Here is a 19,286-nt window from a genome sequence, read left to right as displayed (position 1 = left end):
CACAGGATGGCGGTGATGGACGCCATCCGCCGATCGGCCGCAGCCCGTCACGCGAGGCTCTGTCAGCTCCTAGCGTCGCACGAGTGGATGCCGACGACCCCTTCGCCCAACTGGCTCCGCGCTCGCGCACGCTCCCGCGCTCGCTCAAGGTGCGGATCGGCGTTGGCGCCGCGATCGTGCTGGTCATCGTCGCGTTCGGCGTCGCCGTTCTCGTCGGGCTGCTCGCGCCGCAGGGTGACACCGCCGACGTGCCCGCGGTCGCGGTGACGGCGGGGGCTGCCGGCCGCGCGACGCCGTTCCCCACGCCGAGTGCGCTCCTGTACGTCCATGTACTCGGCGCCGTGAACCGCCCCGGTCTGTACACGCTGGCGGGCGGATCCCGCGTCGTGGACGCCATCGGTGCAGCAGGGGGCATGACGGCGGATGCCGAGCAGTCCGGCGTCAACCTCGCCCGTCTGCTCTCCGACGGCGAGCAGCTCGTCGTCCCGCACGTGGGCGATCCGTTGCCGGCAGCAGGCACGGTGGTCGGCGGATCCGCATCCGCCGGCGCCGTGCCCGGCGCCAAGGTCAACCTCAACACGGCGACGGAGGAGCAGCTCGAGTCGCTGCCGCGGGTCGGGCCGGCGATGGCGGCGAAGATCCTGGCGTGGCGCACCCAGAACGGTCGTTTCACATCGGTCGACGACCTGATGAACGTCAGCGGCATCGGACAGAAGACCTTCGACGGCCTCAAAGACATGATCACCGTCTGATGCACGACCTCCGCCTCGTGCTTCCGGCTCTCGCGGCGTGGATGAGCGCCGCAGTCGCGATCGGGATGCCCGAGGGTCTTTGGTTCGCCATAATTCTGTGGTGCGTAGCGGTGGCCGCAGCCGGGGCCGCTGTGACGCTTCGCCTTCGGGATCAGCGCGACAGCGACGGTTTCCAGCGCCCGTCGCGCCGTGCGGTCGGTCGTCTCGCAACGATCGCGGCAGCAGTGTGCGTCGCCGCGGCAGCCGCGGCTCTGGTCGCAACAGCTGCGAACGCCGCCATGCCTTCCCGTCGTCCGGATGTCATCGCTCGGCTGGCCCACCACACCGTCACTCTTCGCGCGGACGTCGCCTCCATGGCTCAGCCATCGGCGGCCTCCGCGAACGCGGGCGGCGGCGTGCGGTTCTCCGCGACCGTCACAGCGATCTCCACGGGATCCGCGAGCTCCACGGATGCGACGGGTGCGACGGGCTCCTCGGGTGCGACGGAACCCACGTCGTCGCGCGACCGTCCGTCAGGATCGGTGCGGATGCCCGTCCTCGTGTTCGCACCGATGGGCACGCGGGTGCAGATAGGCCAGGCCGTCACGGTGGTCGGAACCGTGACCCTGCTGCCATCCGGATCGGAGACGGCGGGACTCGTGTACGCCTCGGCGAAACCACGAGTGGTGGCCGACCCGAGCGCGCTGTTGTCAGCGATGAACGGCATCCGATCCGGATTCTCGGCTCAGGCGGACGGCCTGCCCGGCGACGGCGGCGACCTGCTCCCCGGATTGGCCATCGGGGATGTGCACCAGCTTCCGGCACCGCTCGGCGATGCGATGAAGGCCGCGAGCCTCACGCACCTGACGGCGGTGTCGGGCGCGAACTGCGCGGTCGTCGTCTCGCTCGTGGGGGCGGCGGCCGCGGGCCTGGGCTTCGGACGCGGCATCAGGGCCGTGTCGTCGCTCATCGCGCTCGGCGGCTTCGTGGTTCTCGTGACGCCGCAGCCGAGCGTGCTTCGCGCTGCCGTCATGGCCGCCGTGATCGTCGCCGGAGCCTGGGCGGGCAGACCGGGTCGCGCCGTCTCCGCGCTGTCATTGGCGATCGTCGTGCTGCTCACGATCGATCCGTGGCTGTCGGTGGACTACGGGTTCGTACTTTCGGTGCTCGCGACCGGGGCATTGCTGCTGCTCGCTCCGCCCCTCGCGCACAAGCTCGAACGTTGGCTGCCTGCTCGGCTGGCGGCGATTCTCGCGGTGCCGATCGCCGCGCAAGTGGCGTGCCAGCCCGTGCTTCTCCTACTGAACCCCACCGTTCCCCTCTACGGCGTGCTCGCGAATCTCGCGGCAGAGCCGGCCGCGCCGATCGCCACCGTGCTCGGGCTTTCGGCGTGCCTGCTGCTCCCGTTGTGGCCCGCGGCGGGCGCCGTGCTCGCGCACGTTGCCTGGATCCCATCCGCGTGGATCGCAGCGGTGGCGCGAGTGAGCGCCGCGTTGCCGGGAAGCGGGCTGGGCTGGATCGACGGTGCGGTCGGTTTCGTGCTGATGGTTCTCCTGACAGTGGCCATAGTGATGCTCGTGATCAGTCCGACGCGCAGGTTCGCGGTGATGGCGCGTGCCGGCGCGCTCGTCGCAGTCGCCGCGATCGCGGCGTGCTCGCTCGCCGGCGTCGCCGGGTCGAGGGTGGCGGAAGCGCTCTCGCGTCCTTCGCATTGGAACATCGCCGCCTGCGACATCGGCCAAGGCGATGCCGTGCTGCTGCAGAGCGGATCAGCGCACGCACTGGTGGACACCGGACCCGATCCCGACCGCCTCACCGCGTGCCTGGACGAGCTCGGCATCCACCGCATCGACCTGCTCGTGCTCACCCATTACGACATGGACCACGTCGGCGGTACTGCGGCGGTGATCGGCCGTGTCGGAGTGGCGATGGTCGGACCGCCCGTCGACGACCGCGGCGAACGGCTCGACGCGCAGCTGGCCGCCGGAGGGGCTTCCGTGCACGTCGCTCAGACAGGCGATGCGGGACGACTCGGCGACGCGGACTGGCGCGTGCTGTGGCCCGACACGGACCGCCACGGCATGACGGACGGAAACGAACGCAGCGTCACGATGCTGTTCGAGGGTGACGGCATCCGCTCGCTCTTCCTCGGTGATCTCGACGAACGAGCGCAGGATGCGTTGCTTCAGACCGGACGCGTGCCCGGTGTCGACGTCGTGAAGGTGTCGCACCACGGCTCGAGGGATCAATCGGAGTCGTTGTACCAGCATCTGGGAGCATCCATCGGGCTCATCTCCAGCGGCGCCGGCAACGACTACGGCCATCCGACGGCCACCGCGTTGGGCATCCTTCGCCGCGTGGGCACAGTGGTGATGCGCACGGACGTGCAGGGGATCCTCATGGTCGAGGCATCTCCGGACGGAGGGCTGAAGACGTGGACGCAGAAGCACGCGACGGCCGCACAGCTGGCGCATCCGGGCACAGCCCGCGGCGTCGCAGGCGGCGGATAGGCTTGCCGAGCAGAATTCGATGGAAGCGGAGTCAGTGGCAGCCCGAGCGAGTGGACCAGGTGCACGTTCCGGTGGTGCACGCGCAACCGCGACATCGCGCGGCGCATCCCGTACGACTGCGGCGCGCGGCGGCTCTCGGCCATCGGCGAAGACCGTCATCCCGCAGCTCGCCTGGAACGAGGTGCGTGCCGCACCGGTCGTGCTGGTGAGCGGAACGGAGACGGTGCTCGCGGAGCGGGCGATGCGCATCCTGCGCGATCGGCTGCGCGAGGTGGATCCGAGCCTCGAGATCACGGACATCAGCGCACCGGATTACACGGCGGGGGAATTGGCCTCCGTGGCCAGTCCCTCGCTCTTCGGCGAGCCCCGCCTGCTGCGCGTCTCGGGCGCCGAGCGGTGCAACGACGCGTTCGTCGAGGACCTCGTCGCCTACCTGCAGGCACCGGCCGACGACACCACCGTCGTCGTGCGCCACGGTGGCGGCGTGCGCGGCAAGCGATTCCTCGATGCCATCCGCTCCGGCAGCGGTGACGGCGTCGAGATCGTATGCGCCGAGCTGAAGCGCGACAGCGACAAATACGACTTCGCACAGGCCGAGTTCCGCATCGCGGGCAAGAAGGTCACACCGGGCGCGCTGCGGGCGATCACGAGCGCCTTCACCGATGATCTCGCCGAGCTCGCGGCGGCGTGCCAGCAGCTCATCGCCGACACGGGTGCCGAGGTCACCGAAGCGACCGTCGACAGGTACTACAGCGGTCGTGTCGAGACCAACGCCTTCAAGGTGGCGGATGCCGCACTCGCCGGCCGCTACGGAGAAGCGCTGCTCACGCTTCGGCACGCGCTGGCGTCGGGTGCGGATCCGGTGCCGCTGGTCGCCGCCTTCGCCAGCAAGCTCCGCACCATGGCCAAGCTCTACGGCGCGCGGGGCAGCTCGGGGCAGCTCGCGTCGCAGTTCGGACTCGCACCGTGGCAGGTCGACCGCGCACGGCGCGACCTTCAGGGGTGGACGGAGGGCGGACTCGCCAGAAGCATCGAGGTCGTCGCCGACACCGACGCCAACGTGAAGGGCGCCGGGCGCGATCCGGTCTTCGCACTGGAGCGCATGATCGAGGTGCTCAGCGCTCGCGGAGAGAATGCTCGCGGAGACACCGCGCGCTGAGAGAGTGGGCGCTGCCCGAATGCTCCAATGAGGAGCGGGGGTCTCCATTCCCGACGCCATTTCCGAAACCTGCTTCGGCATGAGCGCGCGCTTCGAACGGGGGTCTTCGATCGGGGGGTGCTGAAATGCAAAGAACCCCGTCCGAAGACGGGGTTCCTAGCTCGGTGCCCGAGCCGTACGTTGCGCCCTACATCGGCGCGAACGGCTACAGCGCTGCGACCTGCTTCGCGATGGCCGACTTGCGGTTCGCGGCCTGGTTCTTGTGGATCACGCCCTTGCTGACGGCCTTGTCCAGCTTCTTCGACGCGCGGGCGAGCGCCGTGGTGGCCTTGTCCTTGTCGCCGGCGGAGATGGCCTCGCGGGTGGAGCGGATCGCGGTCTTGAGCTCGCTCTTGACGGCCTTGTTGCGCTCGCGCGCCTTCTCGTTCGTCTTGATTCGCTTGAGCTGCGACTTGATGTTTGCCACTGATGTGTTCTTTCGTTGTGAACGGACTGATGAAAGCCGCCTGGTGGGTAGAGGGGCCACCGGCGGCAATTCGCACGCGTGTGGGACACGTGCGCAAGCCGACTAACCATGGTAGCAGAGCCGATGACGGGCGCGCGGCCACTCGCCCCGGCCACCTCGACCGACGTTCCAGAGGCGGCGCCTGCGCCGTGCCTAGGGTGGAGATCATGAGCAGAACCGGAGCATCCATCGCCATCGTCGGCGCACACGTCGTACCCGTCGTCGGCGATCCGATCGAGAACGGAACCGTTCTCGTCGAGGACGGCGTCATCACGGCTGTCGGCACCGAGGTCGTCGTGCCAGACGGCATCCGCGTTCTGCATGCCGGTGGTCGCCGGCTGCTGCCAGGCTTCATCGAGGCGCATGGCCACGTCGGCATCCACGAGGAGGCCAACGGGTCTGCCGGCAACGACACCAACGAGCTGACGGATCCGAACACCGCCGGCGTGCGGGCCATCGACGCTATCGACATCGATGACGAGGGATTCCGCGACGCGCTGAGCGGGGGCATCACGTCCGTCGTCGTGAAGCCCGGCAGCGGAAACGTGATCGGCGGCCGCACCGTGGCGATCAAGACCTGGGGCGGCCGGATCATCGACGAGCAGGTCATCAAGGAAGCCGTCAGCGTCAAGTCGGCGCTAGGTGAGAACCCCAAGCGGGTCTACGGCGAGAAGAAGCAGACTCCGAGCACCCGGCTCGGTGTCGCGTACGTGCTGAGGCAGGCGTTCGTCGATGCTCAGAACTACCGGGCGTCCCGCGACGCCGCCGCGACCAAGGGCGAGCCCTTCGCGCGCGATCTCGCCAAGGAGACGCTGGTGCAGGTCCTGGACGGCGAACTCGCGTGGGATCAGCACGTGCACCGGCACGACGACATCGCGACAGCGCTGCGTCTTGCGGACGAGTTCGGCTACCGCTGTCATCAACCACGGAACGGATGGCGCGAAGCTCGCCGACATCCTCGCCGAACGGGACATCCCGGTCATCTTCGGCCCGCTCTTCACGTCGCGTTCGAAGGTGGAGCTACGCGACCGTGCGATCTCCAACCTCGGACGGCTCGCCGCGGCCGGGGTGCGCGTCGCCATCACGACCGATCATCCGGTTGTGCCCATCAACTTCCTCGTTCACCAGGCGTCGCTCGCGGTGAAGGAAGGGCTCGATCCGCAGACCGCGCTCGAGGCGCTGACGATCAATCCCGCTTCTTTCCTCGGACTCGACGACAGGGTCGGGTCGATCCGTCCCGGCCTGGACGGCGATCTGGTGCTCTGGTCCGGTGATCCGCTCGATGTGATGAGCCGCGCGGAGCGTGTCTTCATCTCGGGGGCCGAGGTCTATCGCTGGGAGAACGGGCAGGGCGTGGTCGTCGAGCGTGCGGAGCGCTTCGCCGGATAAGGGCGCACGGAGCGCCCGGCCGTTCATGGGAGAATTGCCGAACGATGTCCCCACGTGCCACAACGGCCCTCGAGCCCGCCGCGACAGACCCTGCGCGCATCCGCAATTTCTGCATCATCGCGCACATCGACCACGGCAAGTCCACGCTCGCCGACCGCATGCTGCAGTTGACCGGTGTGGTCGAGGAGCGCGCCATGCGCGCGCAGTACCTCGACCGCATGGACATCGAGCGCGAGCGCGGCATCACCATCAAAAGCCAGGCCGTTCGCATGCCATGGCAGTTCGAGGGCGACACGTACGCGCTCAACATGATCGACACCCCCGGTCACGTCGACTTCACCTACGAGGTCTCCCGGTCGTTGGCGGCGTGCGAGGGAGCGATCCTGCTCGTGGATGCCGCGCAGGGCATCGAGGCGCAGACCCTCGCGAACCTCTACCTGGCGCTCGAGAACGACCTCGCGATCATCCCGGTGCTCAACAAGATCGACCTTCCGGCGGCCGAGCCGGAGAAGTACGCGCGTGAGCTGGCGGATCTCATCGGCGGCAGTCCCGACGACGTGCTCCGTGTCAGCGGCAAGACCGGCGCAGGCGTCGACGCGCTGCTCGACCGCGTGACCGAGCTGGTGCCCGCCCCCTCAGGCGTGAGGGATGCTCCCGCACGCGCCATGATCTTCGACTCGGTCTACGACAGCTACCGCGGCGTCGTGACCTATGTGCGCATGGTCGACGGGCAGCTCACCCCGCGCGAGCGCATCCAGATGATGTCGACGCGGGCGACTCACGAGATTCTGGAGATCGGAGTCTCCTCGCCCGAGCCCACCCCATCGAAGGGTCTGGGCGTCGGCGAGGTCGGCTATCTCATCACGGGTGTGAAAGACGTTCGCCAGTCGAAGGTGGGCGACACCGTCACCTCCGCCGCGAAGCCCGCGACTCAGGCCCTTGCCGGGTACACGGAGCCGAAGCCCATGGTGTTCTCCGGTCTGTATCCGATCGACGCCAGCGACTACCCGGAGCTGCGCGAGGCGCTGGACAAGCTCAAGCTTTCGGATGCCGCGCTCGTCTACGAGCCGGAGACCTCTGTGGCGCTCGGCTTCGGGTTCCGCTGCGGCTTCCTCGGCCTGCTCCACCTGGAGATCGTCACCGAGCGTCTCGAGCGCGAGTTCGGCCTCGACCTCATCACCACCGCTCCGAGTGTGATCTACGAGGTCACGACCGAAGACGGCAAGCAGATCACCGTCACGAACCCGAGCGAGTATCCGGCTGGCAAGGTCAACACGGTGAGCGAGCCGGTCGTGAGGGCCGCCATCCTCACGCCCAAGGACTTCGTGGGCACGGTGATGGAGCTGTGTCAGTCCAGGCGCGGATCGCTGCTCGGGATGGAGTACTTGGGCGAGGACCGGGTGGAGATCCGGTATTCGATGCCGCTCGGCGAGATCGTCTTCGACTTCTTCGACCAGCTGAAGAGCCGGACGCAGGGCTACGCGAGCCTGGATTACGAGCCGTCCGGCGAGCAGGAGGCCGACCTCGTGAAGGTCGACATCCTGCTGCAGGGCGAGCAGGTGGATGCCTTCAGCGCGATCGTCCACCGCGACAAGGCCTACGCGTACGGGGTCATGATGACCGAGCGCCTGAAGAAGCTGATTCCGCGCCAGCAGTTCGAGGTGCCGGTGCAGGCCGCCATCGGCGCCAGGATCATCGCGCGCGAGTCGATCCGCGCCATGCGCAAGGACGTTCTGGCCAAGTGCTACGGCGGCGACATCACGCGAAAGCGCAAGCTCCTCGAGAAGCAGAAGGAGGGAAAGAAGCGCATGAAGATGGTCGGTCGCGTCGAAGTCCCTCAGGAGGCGTTCATCGCGGCGCTGTCGGGCGACGTCGAGGGCAAGGAACGCAAGTAGGGTTCCGGCCCTGACCAGGCGTGCAGGATGCGCTGCGCCGGTTCGGCTAAACTTCCTGGGCGACACGACGGGTGGCTCGAATCGCCCACACGACCCGCAGCGATACCGGCACCGAGACGAAGGGCACGTTCACGAAGGCCATGCGACGCAGTACCTTCACCGATCAGCCGGTGACCTACGCAGCCGTTGGCGCGACGCTCTCTCACGACCTGACGCAGCATCCGCCAAAGGGATACCGTCCGTACGCCCGGTCCATTCGGCTGGGCAGCGGGGACGATCGCTTCGAGACGTCCCTGCGCGCCCTGATGACGTGGGGCGTTCAGCGGGGGAGTGGCGTCGAGGTCGTCAGCGTGGATCCGGGTACGGGCGAGGAATACGCCGGAGTGCACTACGCGGAAGACGGAACCCCTGAGCGTCTCGAGCGCCATCGAGGCACGGAGGCGGTCTTCGACGAGGACGGGCATCCGTACATCTCCAATGGAATGACCGCCCTGCTGCGCGTGCCGTTCGGGCCCTTCCACCTCAACGCGCCGGTGCGCGTGGTCTACGTGATCGAGGAGGAGAACCGGGTGGGGTTCGGCTACGGGACGATGCGCGGGCATCCGCTGTCCGGTGAAGAGGCGTTCGTACTCGAGAGGCGCGACGACGACTCGGTGTGGCTGACGATGCGATCGTTCTCCAAGACGGCAGGCGGTGCCAGGGCCTTCATCGCGCCCTTCGTCCGCATCGGCCAGGCTCAGCTCGCCAAGCGCTACCTCAGGGCGTTGCATCCGGTGACGGGCAACCCGGTGATCGCAGAGGCGTCGGTCGCCGGCGAGACGGATGACACCGCGGGGACGATTCCGTCCGTCGATGTCCAGGTGCACCGCGACCCCGCGGCGGAGGTCACCGCACGGGTCGAGCATGCCGAGCACACTGCCGATCGCTGACCCGGCGCCGTCGGACGGCCTGCTTCCGGCGTCCGCGGCCGTCGACGCGACCTCGCGGGACTTCGGTGTGTACTTGCACGTCCCGTTCTGCCGCGTGCGGTGCGGATACTGCGATTTCAACACGTACACGGCGACCGAACTCCGCGGCGCGCGCCAGGCCGACTACGCAGAGCAGGCGGCGACCGAGGTGGCCTTCGGCGCCGAGGTTCTCGCGCTCTCCGGCATTCCGTCGCGCGAAGCGGCGACCGTGTTCTTCGGCGGCGGCACGCCGACGCTCCTTCCCTCGGCCGACCTCGCGTCCATGCTCGCCGCGGTGCGGTCGACCTTCGGTCTAGCGCAGCATGCCGAGGTGACGACGGAGGCGAATCCCGACAGCGTGGATGCCGGCTACCTCGCCGATCTCGCCGCAGCGGGATTCACGAGGGTGTCGTTCGGCATGCAGTCCGCTGTTCCCCACGTGCTGCGGACCCTCGAGCGCACGCACGACCCGGAGCGGATCCCGCTCGTGGTGCAGTGGGCGAAGGACGCCGGCCTGCAGGTGAGCCTGGATCTCATCTACGGAACGCCGGGGGAGTCGCTGACGGATTGGAGCACCTCCGTCGAGGCGGCGCTGTCGTGCGACCCCGACCATCTGTCGGCCTATTCGCTCATCGTCGAGGACGGCACGAAGCTCGCCAGACAGATCCGTCGGGGCGAGGTGCCGGAGCCCGATGAGGACCTTCAGGCCGACATGTACGAACTCGTCGACGAGCGGCTCGAGGCCGCCGGCTACGAATGGTACGAGGTGAGCAACTGGGCTAAGGATGCCGCGCACCGGTCCCGGCACAACCTCGCGTACTGGCTCGGCCACGACTGGTGGGGCGTCGGTCCCGGTGCGCACAGCCACGTCGGCGGGGTGCGGTGGTGGAACGTGAAGCATCCGGCCGCGTACGCCCAGCGCGTCCTCGCCGGAGAATCGCCCGCCGCCGGCCGCGAGACGCTCGATGCGACCACTCGCGAGCTCGAGGATGTGCTCCTCCGCGTGCGCATCCGCGACGGCCTGCCGGTGTCGGCGCTGCACGGTGCTGGACGGGCGGCCGTCGCGGGCCTGATCGCCGACGGACTCGTGGATGCGAAAGCCGCCCTGCATGGGTCGGTCGAACTGACCAGGACAGGGCGGCTGCTTGCCGACGCCGTGGTGCGTCGGCTGCTGGCGTGAACGCCGGCCGTTACCTCACGAACTGGATCGTGATGGGGTACCTGTACACCTCGCCACGGTTCGCGCGGACGGCCGCGATGATGCTGAAGACGATATTGACGACCCAGACGGCGAGCAGGATCACGAATCCGATGATGATGAAGGCCGTGATCCAGCCCACGATCACGCCGATCAGCATGGTCAGCTGGAAGTTCAGCGCGTTCTTGGTGTTCTCGCGCACGAAGGGACCGCGGTCCTTGAGTACGAGGAATCCGATCAGTGCCGGAAGGAAGGCGAGGCTGGCGTACGTGATGAACGAGACGACAGCACCTCCCAGGTGAATGAGGATCGACCAGGTCTTCTCGGCCGCAGGATCCATGGCGGTGCTGCCTTGGTAGGGGTTCTGGGGTGGGGGCGGGGGAGGAACGTTACTCATCACTGACTCCTTCGAGTGGCCGCGCCACAGTGCGCGACGCTTCGCGCCAACAACATAGGGCACGACAGCGTGCAGGGGAAGAGCCCGGGACGGCGCGCCGTCCCGGGCTCTTCGCGCAACTCAGCGTTGGCGAGTCGTCACTTGATGAAGCGGAAGTTCCACGGATAGCGGTAGCTTCCGCCCGCGTTCACCCGGACGCCGCCGATGATCGAGAAGATCACGTTGACGATCCAGAGTGCCCAGAGCAGAAGAGCGAGCAGGCCGCCGATGAACCAGAGCCCGACCGCGGAGGTGATGCCGCCGATGATCGAGATCACGATCCAGAGCGCGACGTAGAGGATCGTGAAGGTGATCTGCCAGTTCAGGGCTTCCTTGCCTTCGACGTTGGTGCGCGGACCGCGGTCCTTCAGCACGAGCCAGATGATCAGGGATGGGAGGAATCCGACGATTCCGCCGATGTGCGCCCACATGGCTGCTGTCTTGTCCGCCTCGGGGCTCAACGGCTGTGCAGGCGCTGCCGCGTAGGGCTGGCCGTATTGCGGTTGGCCGTAGGGCTGTTGCGGAGGCTGCTGACCATACTGCGGAGGCTGCTGCTCATACTGCGGAGGCTGCTGCCCGTACTGAGGCGGCTGCTGCCCGTACTGCGGTTGGCCGTACGGCTGCTGCGGAGGCTGCTGTCCGTACTGAGGCGGCTGCGGGGCTTGGGGTGGCTGCGGCGCAGCAGGCTGCTGCGGTTGGCCCGGCTGTTGGGGCTGGCCTGGCTGCTCGGGTTGGCCTGGCTGCTCGGGTTGGCCCGGCTGCTCGGGTTGGCCCGGCTGCTCAGGGCTGTTGGGATCGCTCATGGCACTGTGCCTTTCGATGGCTCGGTCGCTGTCTCGCTCTGGGCTCGGACGGGCCAGCACAGCCACGTCGCCGCGCGAGTTAGCGCTACGGTACTGCCCACGGCGGCGCGGCCGCAAAGGTCGGGGTCGCAGTGTCGACACCCCGGATCGCGGCCGGGCTTCCCGCACCCACGTGCGGCGCGGCTCAGCGCGCGTCGAGGGCCGCACGATATGATTGGCACTCGAATGCCGGGAGTGCCAATAGGTGCCCGTCTGCACCGGATCTCCGGCACGGAGACGGTGTACGGACTTCATGAGCGGGAGGGAGCGATCGCGATGGTGTCGGAACGCAGTCTCGAAGTGCTGCGGGTCATCGTGCAGGACTACGTCGCCTCCCGCGAGCCCGTCGGATCGAAGAGCATCGTCGAGCGACACGGATTCGGGGTGTCTGCCGCGACCATCCGCAACGACATGGCGGCGCTGGAGGAAGAGGAGCTCATCGCTGCTCCGCACACGTCCTCCGGACGCGTCCCGACCGACAAGGGCTACCGCCTGTTCGTCGACCGGATGTCCGAGCTGCGTCCGCTTTCCACTGCTCAGAGGCAGGCGATCGAGCTGTTCCTCGGTCAGTCCGTCGACGTCGACGACGTTCTCGCCCGTACGGTGCGCCTGCTTGCGCAGCTGACGCAGCAGGTCGCTCTCGTGCAGTATCCGTCGGTGTCTCGAGCGCGGGTTCGTCACATCGAGTTCGTGCCGCTCGCTCCGCAACGCGTGCTGTGCGTGCTGATCGCCGATTCGGGAGTGGTGGAGCAGGGCATCGCGGAGCCCGACGGCGAATTGTCGGAGGACGCCTTCGCCGAGTTGCGAGCGCGGGTGAACGCGGAGGCGGCCGGTCTGCGTTTGTCGGATGCGGCATCCGTGCTGCGATCGCTCGCCGAGCGGATGCCCGCCGAAGGATGGACGCAGGCTCGTCGCGAGGTCGTGGCATCCCTGTGCCAGGTGATCGTCGACCAGATCGAGGGCACCAGGCAAGAACGGCTGATCATGGCGGGTGCGGCCAACCTGGTGCGCACGGAACACGACTTCAGCGGCAGCGTCACGCCCGTGCTGGAGGCCATCGAGGAACAGGTGGAGCTGCTGAAGCTCTTCGGCGAGATGGCCAAGGATCAGCACGGGGTGTCGGTGCGGATCGGACGCGAGAACGCGTCAGCACCTCTTTCGGAGGCGTCAGTGGTGGCGAGCGGATACGCCGGACGCGGTACCGATGTCGCCCGGCTGGGCGTGCTCGGACCCACCCGAATGGACTACTCCAACAACATGGCCGCCGTGCGAGCGGTGGCCCGCTACCTGTCCCGCCTGCTCGGCGAATGAACCCGATTCAGCAGCCGCGACCCACGTCTTCACGCCCCCAGAGTTAAGGAATCCCCTTCGTGGCCGACCATTACGAAGTCCTCGGTGTCTCTCGCGACGCCAGCCCCGACGAGATCAAGAAGGCGTACCGCCGTCTCGCCCGCGAGCTCCACCCCGACGTGAACCCGAGCCCTGAGGCATCGGAGCGGTTCAAGCTCGTGACGCACGCCTACGACGTGCTCAGCGACCCGCAGCAGCGTCAGCAGTACGACCTCGGCCCACAGGCCGGCGGATTCGACGGCGCCGGCTTCGGTGGATTCGGCGACATCTTCGAGACGTTCTTCGGCGGGGGAGCCGGTGGGTCGCAACGCGGTCCCCGATCCCGCCGCGAGCGAGGACAAGACGCGCTGCTCCGGGTGGAAGTCGATCTCGACGAGGTCGTCTTCGGCGCCCATCGCGACCTCGAAGTGGACACCGCCGTCGTGTGCGAGACCTGCGGCGGATCCTGCTGCCAGCCGGGCACAGCGCCCGTCACGTGCGACATCTGCCACGGAACGGGCAGCATCCAGCGCACCGTGCGCTCGCTCCTCGGCAACGTGATGACCTCGTCGCCGTGCGGAACGTGCCGAGGATACGGAACGGTCATCGCCACACCGTGCGTGACGTGCCAGGGCCAGGGCCGCGTGCGCGCGCGCCGGACCGTTCCGGTGGACATCCCCGCGGGTGTGGACACAGGCCTTCGTCTGCAGATGCCGGGAAGCGGTGAGGCCGGCCCGGCCGGCGGCCCCAACGGCGATCTCTACCTGGAGATCAAGGTGCGGCACCACGACATCTTCAGCCGCGACGGCGACGACCTGCTGTGCACCCTGAGCGTCTCGATGGCGGATGCCGTGCTCGGCACCCACGCGAAGGTGAAGGCGCTCGACGGCGACATCGACGTCGAGCTCAAGCCGGGCGTGCAGGGCGCCGACGTCATCACCGTGAAGGGCAGGGGCATCACCCACTTGCGCGGCACCGGACGCGGCGACCTTCGCGTCGGCGTGCAGGTCGTCACCCCGACGAAGCTCGATCGCAAGGAGCGCGAGCTCATCGAGCAGTTCGCGGCGCACCACAAGGCGGAGTCCCCGACCCTGGCACGGTTCCAGCAGGGCCTGTTCTCCAAGCTGCGCGACCGCTTCCTGTAGGAAGGCAGGCATGGCCAACCTTTACCTGCTCGAGGAACTCACGGATGTCGAACCCGGTGCCGACATCGTCGTGACCGGCCAGGAGGCCAAACACATCGTCTCGGTGAGCCGCACGCGGGTCGGCGATGCGCTGACCGTGTCGAACGGACGCGGGCTCGTGGTGGACGGCGAGGTGCTCGTCGCCGGTCCGTCCCGCGTTGTGCTGCGAGCGGATGCCGTGCGTCGCGTCGCCGCGATGCGACCGCGCATCGTGCTCGTGCAGGCGCTGGCGAAGGGCGACAGAGACGAACTGGCCGTGCAGGCCTCCGTCGAGCTCGGCGTGGACGTGATCGTGCCGTGGCAGGCATCCAGGTCCGTGTCGCGGTGGAGCGGTGAGAAGGTGCACAAGGGCGTCCAGCGGTGGACTGCCATCGTGCGCGAGGCGTCGAAGCAATCGATGCGTTCCTGGATCCCCGAGGTGCGCGAACCGGTGACGTCCGCCGAGCTGGCGCAGACAGTGCAGTCGAGTCGCGTTCTCGTGCTCGAGCCGGGCGCGGACGAGCCGCTCAGCGGCATCCGTTTCCAGCATGGGGATGACCGCGACATCGTGGTCGTCGTCGGCCCGGAAGGCGGCATCACGCCCGAGGAGTCGGCACGACTGGCATCCGCCGGCGCCACGTCGGTTCGGCTGGGGGACTCCGTGTTGCGCACCTCGAGCGCCGGACCGGCCGCCATCGCCGTGCTCAACGTCGCGCTGGGCCGCTGGTAGGCGGTGCCAGCGCGACCGCAGTTGCCCGAGCCGTCGTCGTGCGGCACCTGTCGCCGTCACGCCTACGGCGAACCCGCACCCGTCCACCGGGCCCGAGCGGGCCGCTCTTCGTAGAATGGACGCCATGACGCAGACCGAACCGAGCATCTTCACGCGCATCATCGACCGGGAGATCCCCGCCGATGTCGTGTACGAGGACGACCGCGTGATCGCGTTCAACGACATCGCGCCGCAGGCTCCCGTGCACGTGGTCGTCGTGCCCAAGACTGCCGCGTTCGGCAACGTGGTCGAATTGGCTGCCGCCGACCCTGCTCTGCTCGCGCACCTCGTGAAGGTGGCGAAGCTGATAGCCGACGAGCATGCTGACGGACAGTTCCGCCTCGTCTTCAATACCGGTGAGAACGCCGGGCAATCGGTCTTCCACGTGCACGCCCACGTGCTCGCAGGAGGTCTTGCGGAAGGAACCCTTGGCTCGAAGTGATGAGGCGCAGGCGCCGTCCGGCGTCGCGTCAGAGGGCGCGGAAGCCCGCCTGCACGTCGACGGCGTGGCCATGGTGCGGCTGCTCGGCGCCCAGGACAGACTTCTGACGACTCTCGAGAAGCAGTACCCGCTGGTCGACGTGCACGTGCGGGGAAACGACATCTCCATCACCGGTGACCCGGAACAGGTGGAATCCGCACGCAGACTCGTGGAGGAATTGCTGATCATGGTGCGCGAGGGACAGGACCTCAGCCCGGTCGAGGTGGCGAGCTCCGCTCGCATCATCGAGAGCGGAACGCGGCCGGCGGACGTGCTGGGGCAGGTCATCCTGACCACCCGGGGCAAGGCCATCCGTCCCAAGACCCTCGGACAGAAGCAGTACATAGACGCCATCGACCAGAACACGATCGTGTTCGGGATCGGCCCAGCTGGGACCGGCAAGACCTACCTGGCCATGGCGAAGGCCGTTCAGGCTCTGCAGCGCAAGGAGGTCAACCGGATCATCCTGTCGCGCCCTGCGATAGAGGCCGGCGAGCGACTCGGCTACCTGCCGGGCACCCTGACCGACAAGATCGATCCGTATCTGCGCCCGCTCTACGATGCACTCAACGAGATGCTCGACCCGGAGCTTGTGCCCAAGCTGCTCGCCAGCGGCACCATCGAGGTCGCCCCGCTGGCCTACATGCGCGGTCGCACGCTCAACGACTCGTTCATCGTGCTCGACGAGGCGCAGAACACCACGCCCGAGCAGATGAAGATGTTCCTGACGCGCCTCGGGTTCGGCTCCCGCATGGTGATCACCGGCGACATCACGCAGATCGACCTGCCGAACGCCGCCAGCGGGCTGCGGTTGGTGACGCGCGTGCTCGACGGGATCGACGACATTCATTTCACCCGCCTCACCAGCGACGATGTCGTGCGGCACACCCTCGTGGGACGGATCGTGGATGCCTACACCGAGTACGACGCGCGCAAGCAGGCCGACCATTTCGAACGCGAGCAGGCCAGGGAGTTCGCCAACCGCGCCGAGCGCAGAGCCGGAGCGCCACGCGACCATCTCCCGAAGCGCCGATGAGGCGTCGACGCAGCTCCCGCCGAATACCGAGATCAGCAGCCATCCGAATGAGAACGAGCAGGACACCGTGAGCATCGAAGTCAACAACGAGTCGGCGATCGAGGTCGACGAAGCGGCTCTTCAGCGTCTCGCCGCGTACGCGCTCGACATGATGCACGTCTCCACCGAGGCGGAGCTGGCGATCCTGCTCGTCGACGAGGCGGCGATGGAGCAGCTGCACGTTCAGTGGATGGACGAGCCGGGGCCGACGGACGTGCTCAGCTTCCCGATGGACGAGCTGCGTCCGGGAACCGAGGACGAGCCGACGCCTGCCGGCCTGCTCGGCGATGTCGTGCTGTGCCCGCAGGTGGCAGGAGCCCAGGCGGAGACCGCCGGACACGACCTGATGGACGAGCTCAAGTTGCTGACGGCGCACGGCATCCTCCACCTGCTCGGATTCGACCACGCCGAGCCCGAGGAGGAGCGCGAGATGTTCGCCATTCAGCGCGACATCCTGGTGGGCTTCGCGGTCGCCGAACGCCGACGATAGGCGGCGGGCCGTGATCGCGCTGTTCTTCGTCATCGCGCTGCTGCTGGTGGCGTTCGGCGGGCTCATGGCCGCGGTCGACGCGGCGATCTCCGTGCAGTCCCGCGCGGACATCGCAGAGCTGGCGCAGACGTCGCGATTCCGGCGTTCCCTGGAGGCGATCGCCGCCGATCCCGGCGCGCACCTGAACGCGGTGAGCTTCAGCCGCATCATCGCGGAGACGACGGCAGCGGTGCTCGTCACCCTCGCGTTCGCGAGCATCTTCCCTCAGTGGTGGCTGGCGCTGATCCTCTCGGCGGCGATCATGACGGGTGCGTCCTTCGTGCTCGTCGGGACCAGCCCGCGCAGCGTCGGCAGAGCGCACGCGAAGGGATTGCTGGCGGGGACCGCGTGGCTCGTGCACGGCATCCGCGTGCTCATCGGGCCCATCGCGCGAGGCCTCGTCGAGCTGGGCAACCGCGTGACTCCGTCACGGGCACGTTCGGCTGCCGTCGTGAACGAGGAGCAGCTGCTCAGCATTGTGGACGAAGCGGCTGAGCTCGACGTCCTCGAGGAGGACGACCGGGAGCTGATCCATTCGATCTTCGAGTTCAACGAGACGCTGGTGCGCGAGGTGATGATCCCGCGCACCGACATGATCACGGTGGATTCGGATGCGACGGTCGCCGGCGCGATGAGCCTCTTCCTCGCCAAGGGCGTCTCGCGCATGCCGGTTGTGGGCGACGACGCCGACGAGGTGCTCGGCATCCTGTACCTGCGCGACGTTGCCAAGCAGGCGTACGAGCGACCGCTCGACGTCGACGTGGCCGGTATCGCGGAGCTCGCGCGTACTGCGCTCTTCGTGCCGGAGTCGAAGAACGTCGACGCGCTGCTGCGACAGATGCAGCTGGAGTCCAACCATCTCGCCATGGTGGTGGACGAATACGGCGGGATCGCAGGGCTCGTCACGCTGGAAGACCTGATCGAGGAGCTCGTCGGTGACATCTCGGACGAGTACGACCACGAGGTTCCGCTCGTCGAGCCCCTCGGGGATGACACGTATCGCGTGAGCGCGCGGCTCGCTGTCGACGAACTGGGCGACCTCTTCGGACTGGAACTCGACGACGACGACGTCGACTCCGTCGGCGGGCTCCTGGCGAAGGCGCTCGGAAGGCTCCCTGTCGAGGGATCCGTCGCGACGGTGGACGGCCTGTTGCTCACCGCCGAGCGCTCGGAAGGACGCTCGCGTCGGATCAGCACGGTTGTCGCGCGACGGGACACGACACTGTTCGACCTCGGCGCGGTGTCCGCCGACGGTCGCGAACGCAGCTCGAGCGAACACCACACCGGACCCGTCCCCGCCCAGGCGGGCGGCCGAGGGAGAGGACACGACCGATGAGCAGGCAGAAGCGACCGAAGGACGATCCGGCAGGCGGCGAGGCCGTGCAGGAACCGGTATTCCGTGCGGGCTTCGTCTCCTTCGTCGGCCGGCCCAATGTGGGCAAGTCGACGCTGATGAACGCCCTCGTCGGCGAAAAGGTCGCCATCACGAGCTCCAAGCCGCAGACCACACGGCGTGCCATCCGTGGCATCGTCAATCGGCCGGACGGCCAGCTCATCGTCGTGGACACCCCGGGCATGCACCGACCGCGCACACTCCTCGGCGAGCGGCTCAACTCACTCGTGCAGTCCACCCTCGGCGACGTCGACGTGATCGGATTCTGCGTGCCCGCCGACGAGAAGATCGGCCCGGGAGACCGCTTCATCAACGAACGGCTCGACGATTATCCGCGAGCGAAGAAGGTCGCGATCGTCACGAAGACCGACATCGCGTCCAAGGCGGCCGTCGCGGATCAGCTGGTGGCGGTGTCCGAACTGCGGGAGTGGGATCTGATCATCCCGCTGTCCGCCGTGCGCGGCCACCAGCTCGACGAGCTCGTCGATGAGCTGATCGCGCTGCTGCCCTCGTCGCCGCAGCTGTATCCGGACGACACGATCACGGACGAACAGCTCGAGGACCGCATCGCGGAGTACATCAGGGAGTCGGTGCTGGAGGACGTGCGCGACGAGCTGCCGCACTCGCTGGCCGTCACAATCGACGACATTGTCGAGCGGGAAGACAAGCCGATCACGGAGATCTACGCGAACCTCTTCGTCGAGCGGGACAGCCAGAAGGCGATCGTGATCGGCAAGGGCGGCTCGCGTCTTCGGGCGATCGGGGAGAGCGCACGCAAGCAGATCGAGCCGCTCGTCGGAGGCAAGGTGTTCCTGTCGATCCGCGTGAAGGTGGCCAAGGAGTGGCAGCGGGATCCGAAGCAGCTGGGGCGCCTCGGGTTCTGAGGCCGCCGTTGCAGGCAGCGAGCCATTGACGCGCCGCGGCAGATGCTGCTG

Annotated in this window: 17 protein-coding genes and 1 pseudogene; 15 read left to right on the top strand and 3 right to left on the bottom strand. The window is 67.9% G+C overall.

All coding sequences use genetic code 11. From position 1 onward, the window contains the following. The first annotated feature begins 83 nt into the window (after positions 1 to 83). The 3 genes from HII28_RS02695 (at position 84) to holA (ending at position 4,400) form a co-directional block, all read left to right on the top strand. Positions 84 to 752 (top strand): helix-hairpin-helix domain-containing protein, encoded by a 669-nt coding sequence (locus tag HII28_RS02695; RefSeq protein WP_346769155.1) that lies wholly within the window; start codon positions 84 to 86, stop codon positions 750 to 752. Continuing rightward, on the top strand, positions 752 to 3,241 hold the full coding sequence (locus tag HII28_RS02690) for a ComEC/Rec2 family competence protein (protein WP_170024003.1): 2,490 nt from the start codon (positions 752 to 754) through the stop codon (positions 3,239 to 3,241). The genes HII28_RS02695 and HII28_RS02690 overlap by 1 nt, the downstream gene beginning before the upstream one ends. 157 nt (positions 3,242 to 3,398) lie before the next feature. After that, the gene (gene holA / locus HII28_RS02685; RefSeq protein WP_346769313.1) at positions 3,399 to 4,400 is read left to right on the top strand and encodes a DNA polymerase III subunit delta; all 1,002 of its coding nucleotides are present in this window, start codon (positions 3,399 to 3,401) and stop codon (positions 4,398 to 4,400) included. Between the two features lie 205 nt (positions 4,401 to 4,605). On the opposite strand, the gene rpsT is transcribed toward holA, so the two are convergent. Continuing rightward, on the bottom strand, positions 4,606 to 4,866 hold the full coding sequence (rpsT, locus tag HII28_RS02680; protein ID WP_170024001.1) for a 30S ribosomal protein S20: 261 nt from the start codon (positions 4,864 to 4,866) through the stop codon (positions 4,606 to 4,608). A 206-nt stretch (positions 4,867 to 5,072) separates the two neighbouring features. On the opposite strand from rpsT, the pseudogene HII28_RS02675 reads away from it, so the two are divergent. The 4 genes and pseudogenes from HII28_RS02675 to hemW all read left to right on the top strand — a co-directional run bounded on the left by HII28_RS02675 (position 5,073) and on the right by hemW (position 10,316). Beyond that, positions 5,073 to 6,294, top strand: a pseudogene (locus HII28_RS02675) (amidohydrolase). Between the two features lie 44 nt (positions 6,295 to 6,338). After that, entirely contained in the window at positions 6,339 to 8,189 is a 1,851-nt protein-coding gene (gene lepA, locus HII28_RS02670) for a translation elongation factor 4 (protein WP_170024000.1), read from the top strand. A gap of 71 nt (positions 8,190 to 8,260) precedes the next feature. Then, positions 8,261 to 9,118, top strand: a complete 858-nt coding sequence (locus HII28_RS02665; RefSeq protein ID WP_346769154.1) for a DUF1990 domain-containing protein — start codon at positions 8,261 to 8,263, stop codon at positions 9,116 to 9,118. After that, the gene (gene hemW, locus HII28_RS02660) at positions 9,093 to 10,316 is read left to right on the top strand and encodes a radical SAM family heme chaperone HemW (RefSeq protein WP_170023999.1); all 1,224 of its coding nucleotides are present in this window, start codon (positions 9,093 to 9,095) and stop codon (positions 10,314 to 10,316) included. Before HII28_RS02665 ends, hemW begins: the two co-directional genes overlap by 26 nt. Before the next feature lie 10 nt (positions 10,317 to 10,326). Here the strand turns inward: hemW and HII28_RS02655 are convergent, their stop codons facing one another. Beyond that, positions 10,327 to 10,731, bottom strand: coding sequence for a DUF4870 domain-containing protein (locus HII28_RS02655; protein WP_170023998.1), 405 nt, complete (start codon positions 10,729 to 10,731; stop codon positions 10,327 to 10,329). A 137-nt stretch (positions 10,732 to 10,868) separates the two neighbouring features. Next, positions 10,869 to 11,573 (bottom strand): DUF4870 domain-containing protein, encoded by a 705-nt coding sequence (locus HII28_RS19845; RefSeq protein WP_205864544.1) that lies wholly within the window; start codon positions 11,571 to 11,573, stop codon positions 10,869 to 10,871. 315 nt (positions 11,574 to 11,888) lie between these two features. On the opposite strand from HII28_RS19845, the gene hrcA reads away from it, so the two are divergent. The 8 genes from hrcA to era all read left to right on the top strand — a co-directional run bounded on the left by hrcA (position 11,889) and on the right by era (position 19,235). Beyond that, a complete protein-coding gene (gene hrcA / locus HII28_RS02645) occupies positions 11,889 to 12,923 on the top strand; it encodes a heat-inducible transcriptional repressor HrcA (RefSeq protein ID WP_170025916.1) in 1,035 nt (344 codons plus the stop codon). 59 nt (positions 12,924 to 12,982) lie between these two features. Further along, positions 12,983 to 14,086, top strand: coding sequence for a molecular chaperone DnaJ (dnaJ, locus tag HII28_RS02640; protein ID WP_170023997.1), 1,104 nt, complete (start codon positions 12,983 to 12,985; stop codon positions 14,084 to 14,086). Between the two features lie 10 nt (positions 14,087 to 14,096). Further along, entirely contained in the window at positions 14,097 to 14,834 is a 738-nt protein-coding gene (locus HII28_RS02635; RefSeq protein WP_170023996.1) for a 16S rRNA (uracil(1498)-N(3))-methyltransferase, read from the top strand. 124 nt (positions 14,835 to 14,958) lie between these two features. After that, complete coding sequence (locus tag HII28_RS02630; protein ID WP_170023995.1) at positions 14,959 to 15,315, top strand: HIT domain-containing protein; 357 nt, start codon at positions 14,959 to 14,961, stop codon at positions 15,313 to 15,315. Positions 15,316 to 15,385: 70 nt separating this feature from the next. Then, positions 15,386 to 16,390 carry a PhoH family protein gene (locus tag HII28_RS02625; RefSeq protein WP_170025915.1) on the top strand — a complete coding sequence of 335 codons (1,005 nt, stop codon included), beginning with the start codon at positions 15,386 to 15,388 and terminating at the stop codon, positions 16,388 to 16,390. A 67-nt stretch (positions 16,391 to 16,457) separates the two neighbouring features. Then, on the top strand, positions 16,458 to 16,919 hold the full coding sequence (gene ybeY / locus HII28_RS02620) for an rRNA maturation RNase YbeY (RefSeq protein WP_170023994.1): 462 nt from the start codon (positions 16,458 to 16,460) through the stop codon (positions 16,917 to 16,919). A 10-nt stretch (positions 16,920 to 16,929) separates the two neighbouring features. Next, on the top strand, positions 16,930 to 18,294 hold the full coding sequence (locus tag HII28_RS02615) for a hemolysin family protein (RefSeq protein WP_170023993.1): 1,365 nt from the start codon (positions 16,930 to 16,932) through the stop codon (positions 18,292 to 18,294). Next, positions 18,291 to 19,235, top strand: a complete 945-nt coding sequence (gene era / locus HII28_RS02610; protein WP_170023992.1) for a GTPase Era — start codon at positions 18,291 to 18,293, stop codon at positions 19,233 to 19,235. The genes HII28_RS02615 and era overlap by 4 nt, the downstream gene beginning before the upstream one ends. Positions 19,236 to 19,286 lie beyond the last annotated feature (51 nt).

This window comes from Planctomonas sp. JC2975, assembly GCF_012985205.1.
Lineage (GTDB): Bacteria > Actinomycetota > Actinomycetes > Actinomycetales > Microbacteriaceae > Humibacter.
The sequence above is the reverse complement of the archived record's forward strand: the minus strand, read 5'-3'. Positions and strand labels throughout refer to the sequence as shown.

What these genes read in the sequence shown, in the direction of transcription:
- era (WP_170023992.1), top strand. Translation starts at nt 18,291, where the DNA reads ATGAGCAGGCAGAAGCGACCGAAGGACGATCCGGCAGGCGGCGAGGCC.
- HII28_RS02625 (WP_170025915.1), top strand. Translation starts at nt 15,386, where the DNA reads ATGGTGCGGCTGCTCGGCGCCCAGGACAGACTTCTGACGACTCTCGAG.
- HII28_RS02630 (WP_170023995.1), top strand. Translation starts at nt 14,959, where the DNA reads ATGACGCAGACCGAACCGAGCATCTTCACGCGCATCATCGACCGGGAG.
- HII28_RS19845 (WP_205864544.1), bottom strand. Translation starts at nt 11,573, where the DNA reads ATGAGCGATCCCAACAGCCCTGAGCAGCCGGGCCAACCCGAGCAGCCG.
- HII28_RS02690 (WP_170024003.1), top strand. Translation starts at nt 752, where the DNA reads ATGCACGACCTCCGCCTCGTGCTTCCGGCTCTCGCGGCGTGGATGAGC.
- hemW (WP_170023999.1), top strand. Translation starts at nt 9,093, where the DNA reads ATGCCGAGCACACTGCCGATCGCTGACCCGGCGCCGTCGGACGGCCTG.
- HII28_RS02635 (WP_170023996.1), top strand. Translation starts at nt 14,097, where the DNA reads ATGGCCAACCTTTACCTGCTCGAGGAACTCACGGATGTCGAACCCGGT.
- hrcA (WP_170025916.1), top strand. Translation starts at nt 11,889, where the DNA reads ATGGTGTCGGAACGCAGTCTCGAAGTGCTGCGGGTCATCGTGCAGGAC.
- HII28_RS02655 (WP_170023998.1), bottom strand. Translation starts at nt 10,731, where the DNA reads ATGAGTAACGTTCCTCCCCCGCCCCCACCCCAGAACCCCTACCAAGGC.
- lepA (WP_170024000.1), top strand. Translation starts at nt 6,339, where the DNA reads ATGTCCCCACGTGCCACAACGGCCCTCGAGCCCGCCGCGACAGACCCT.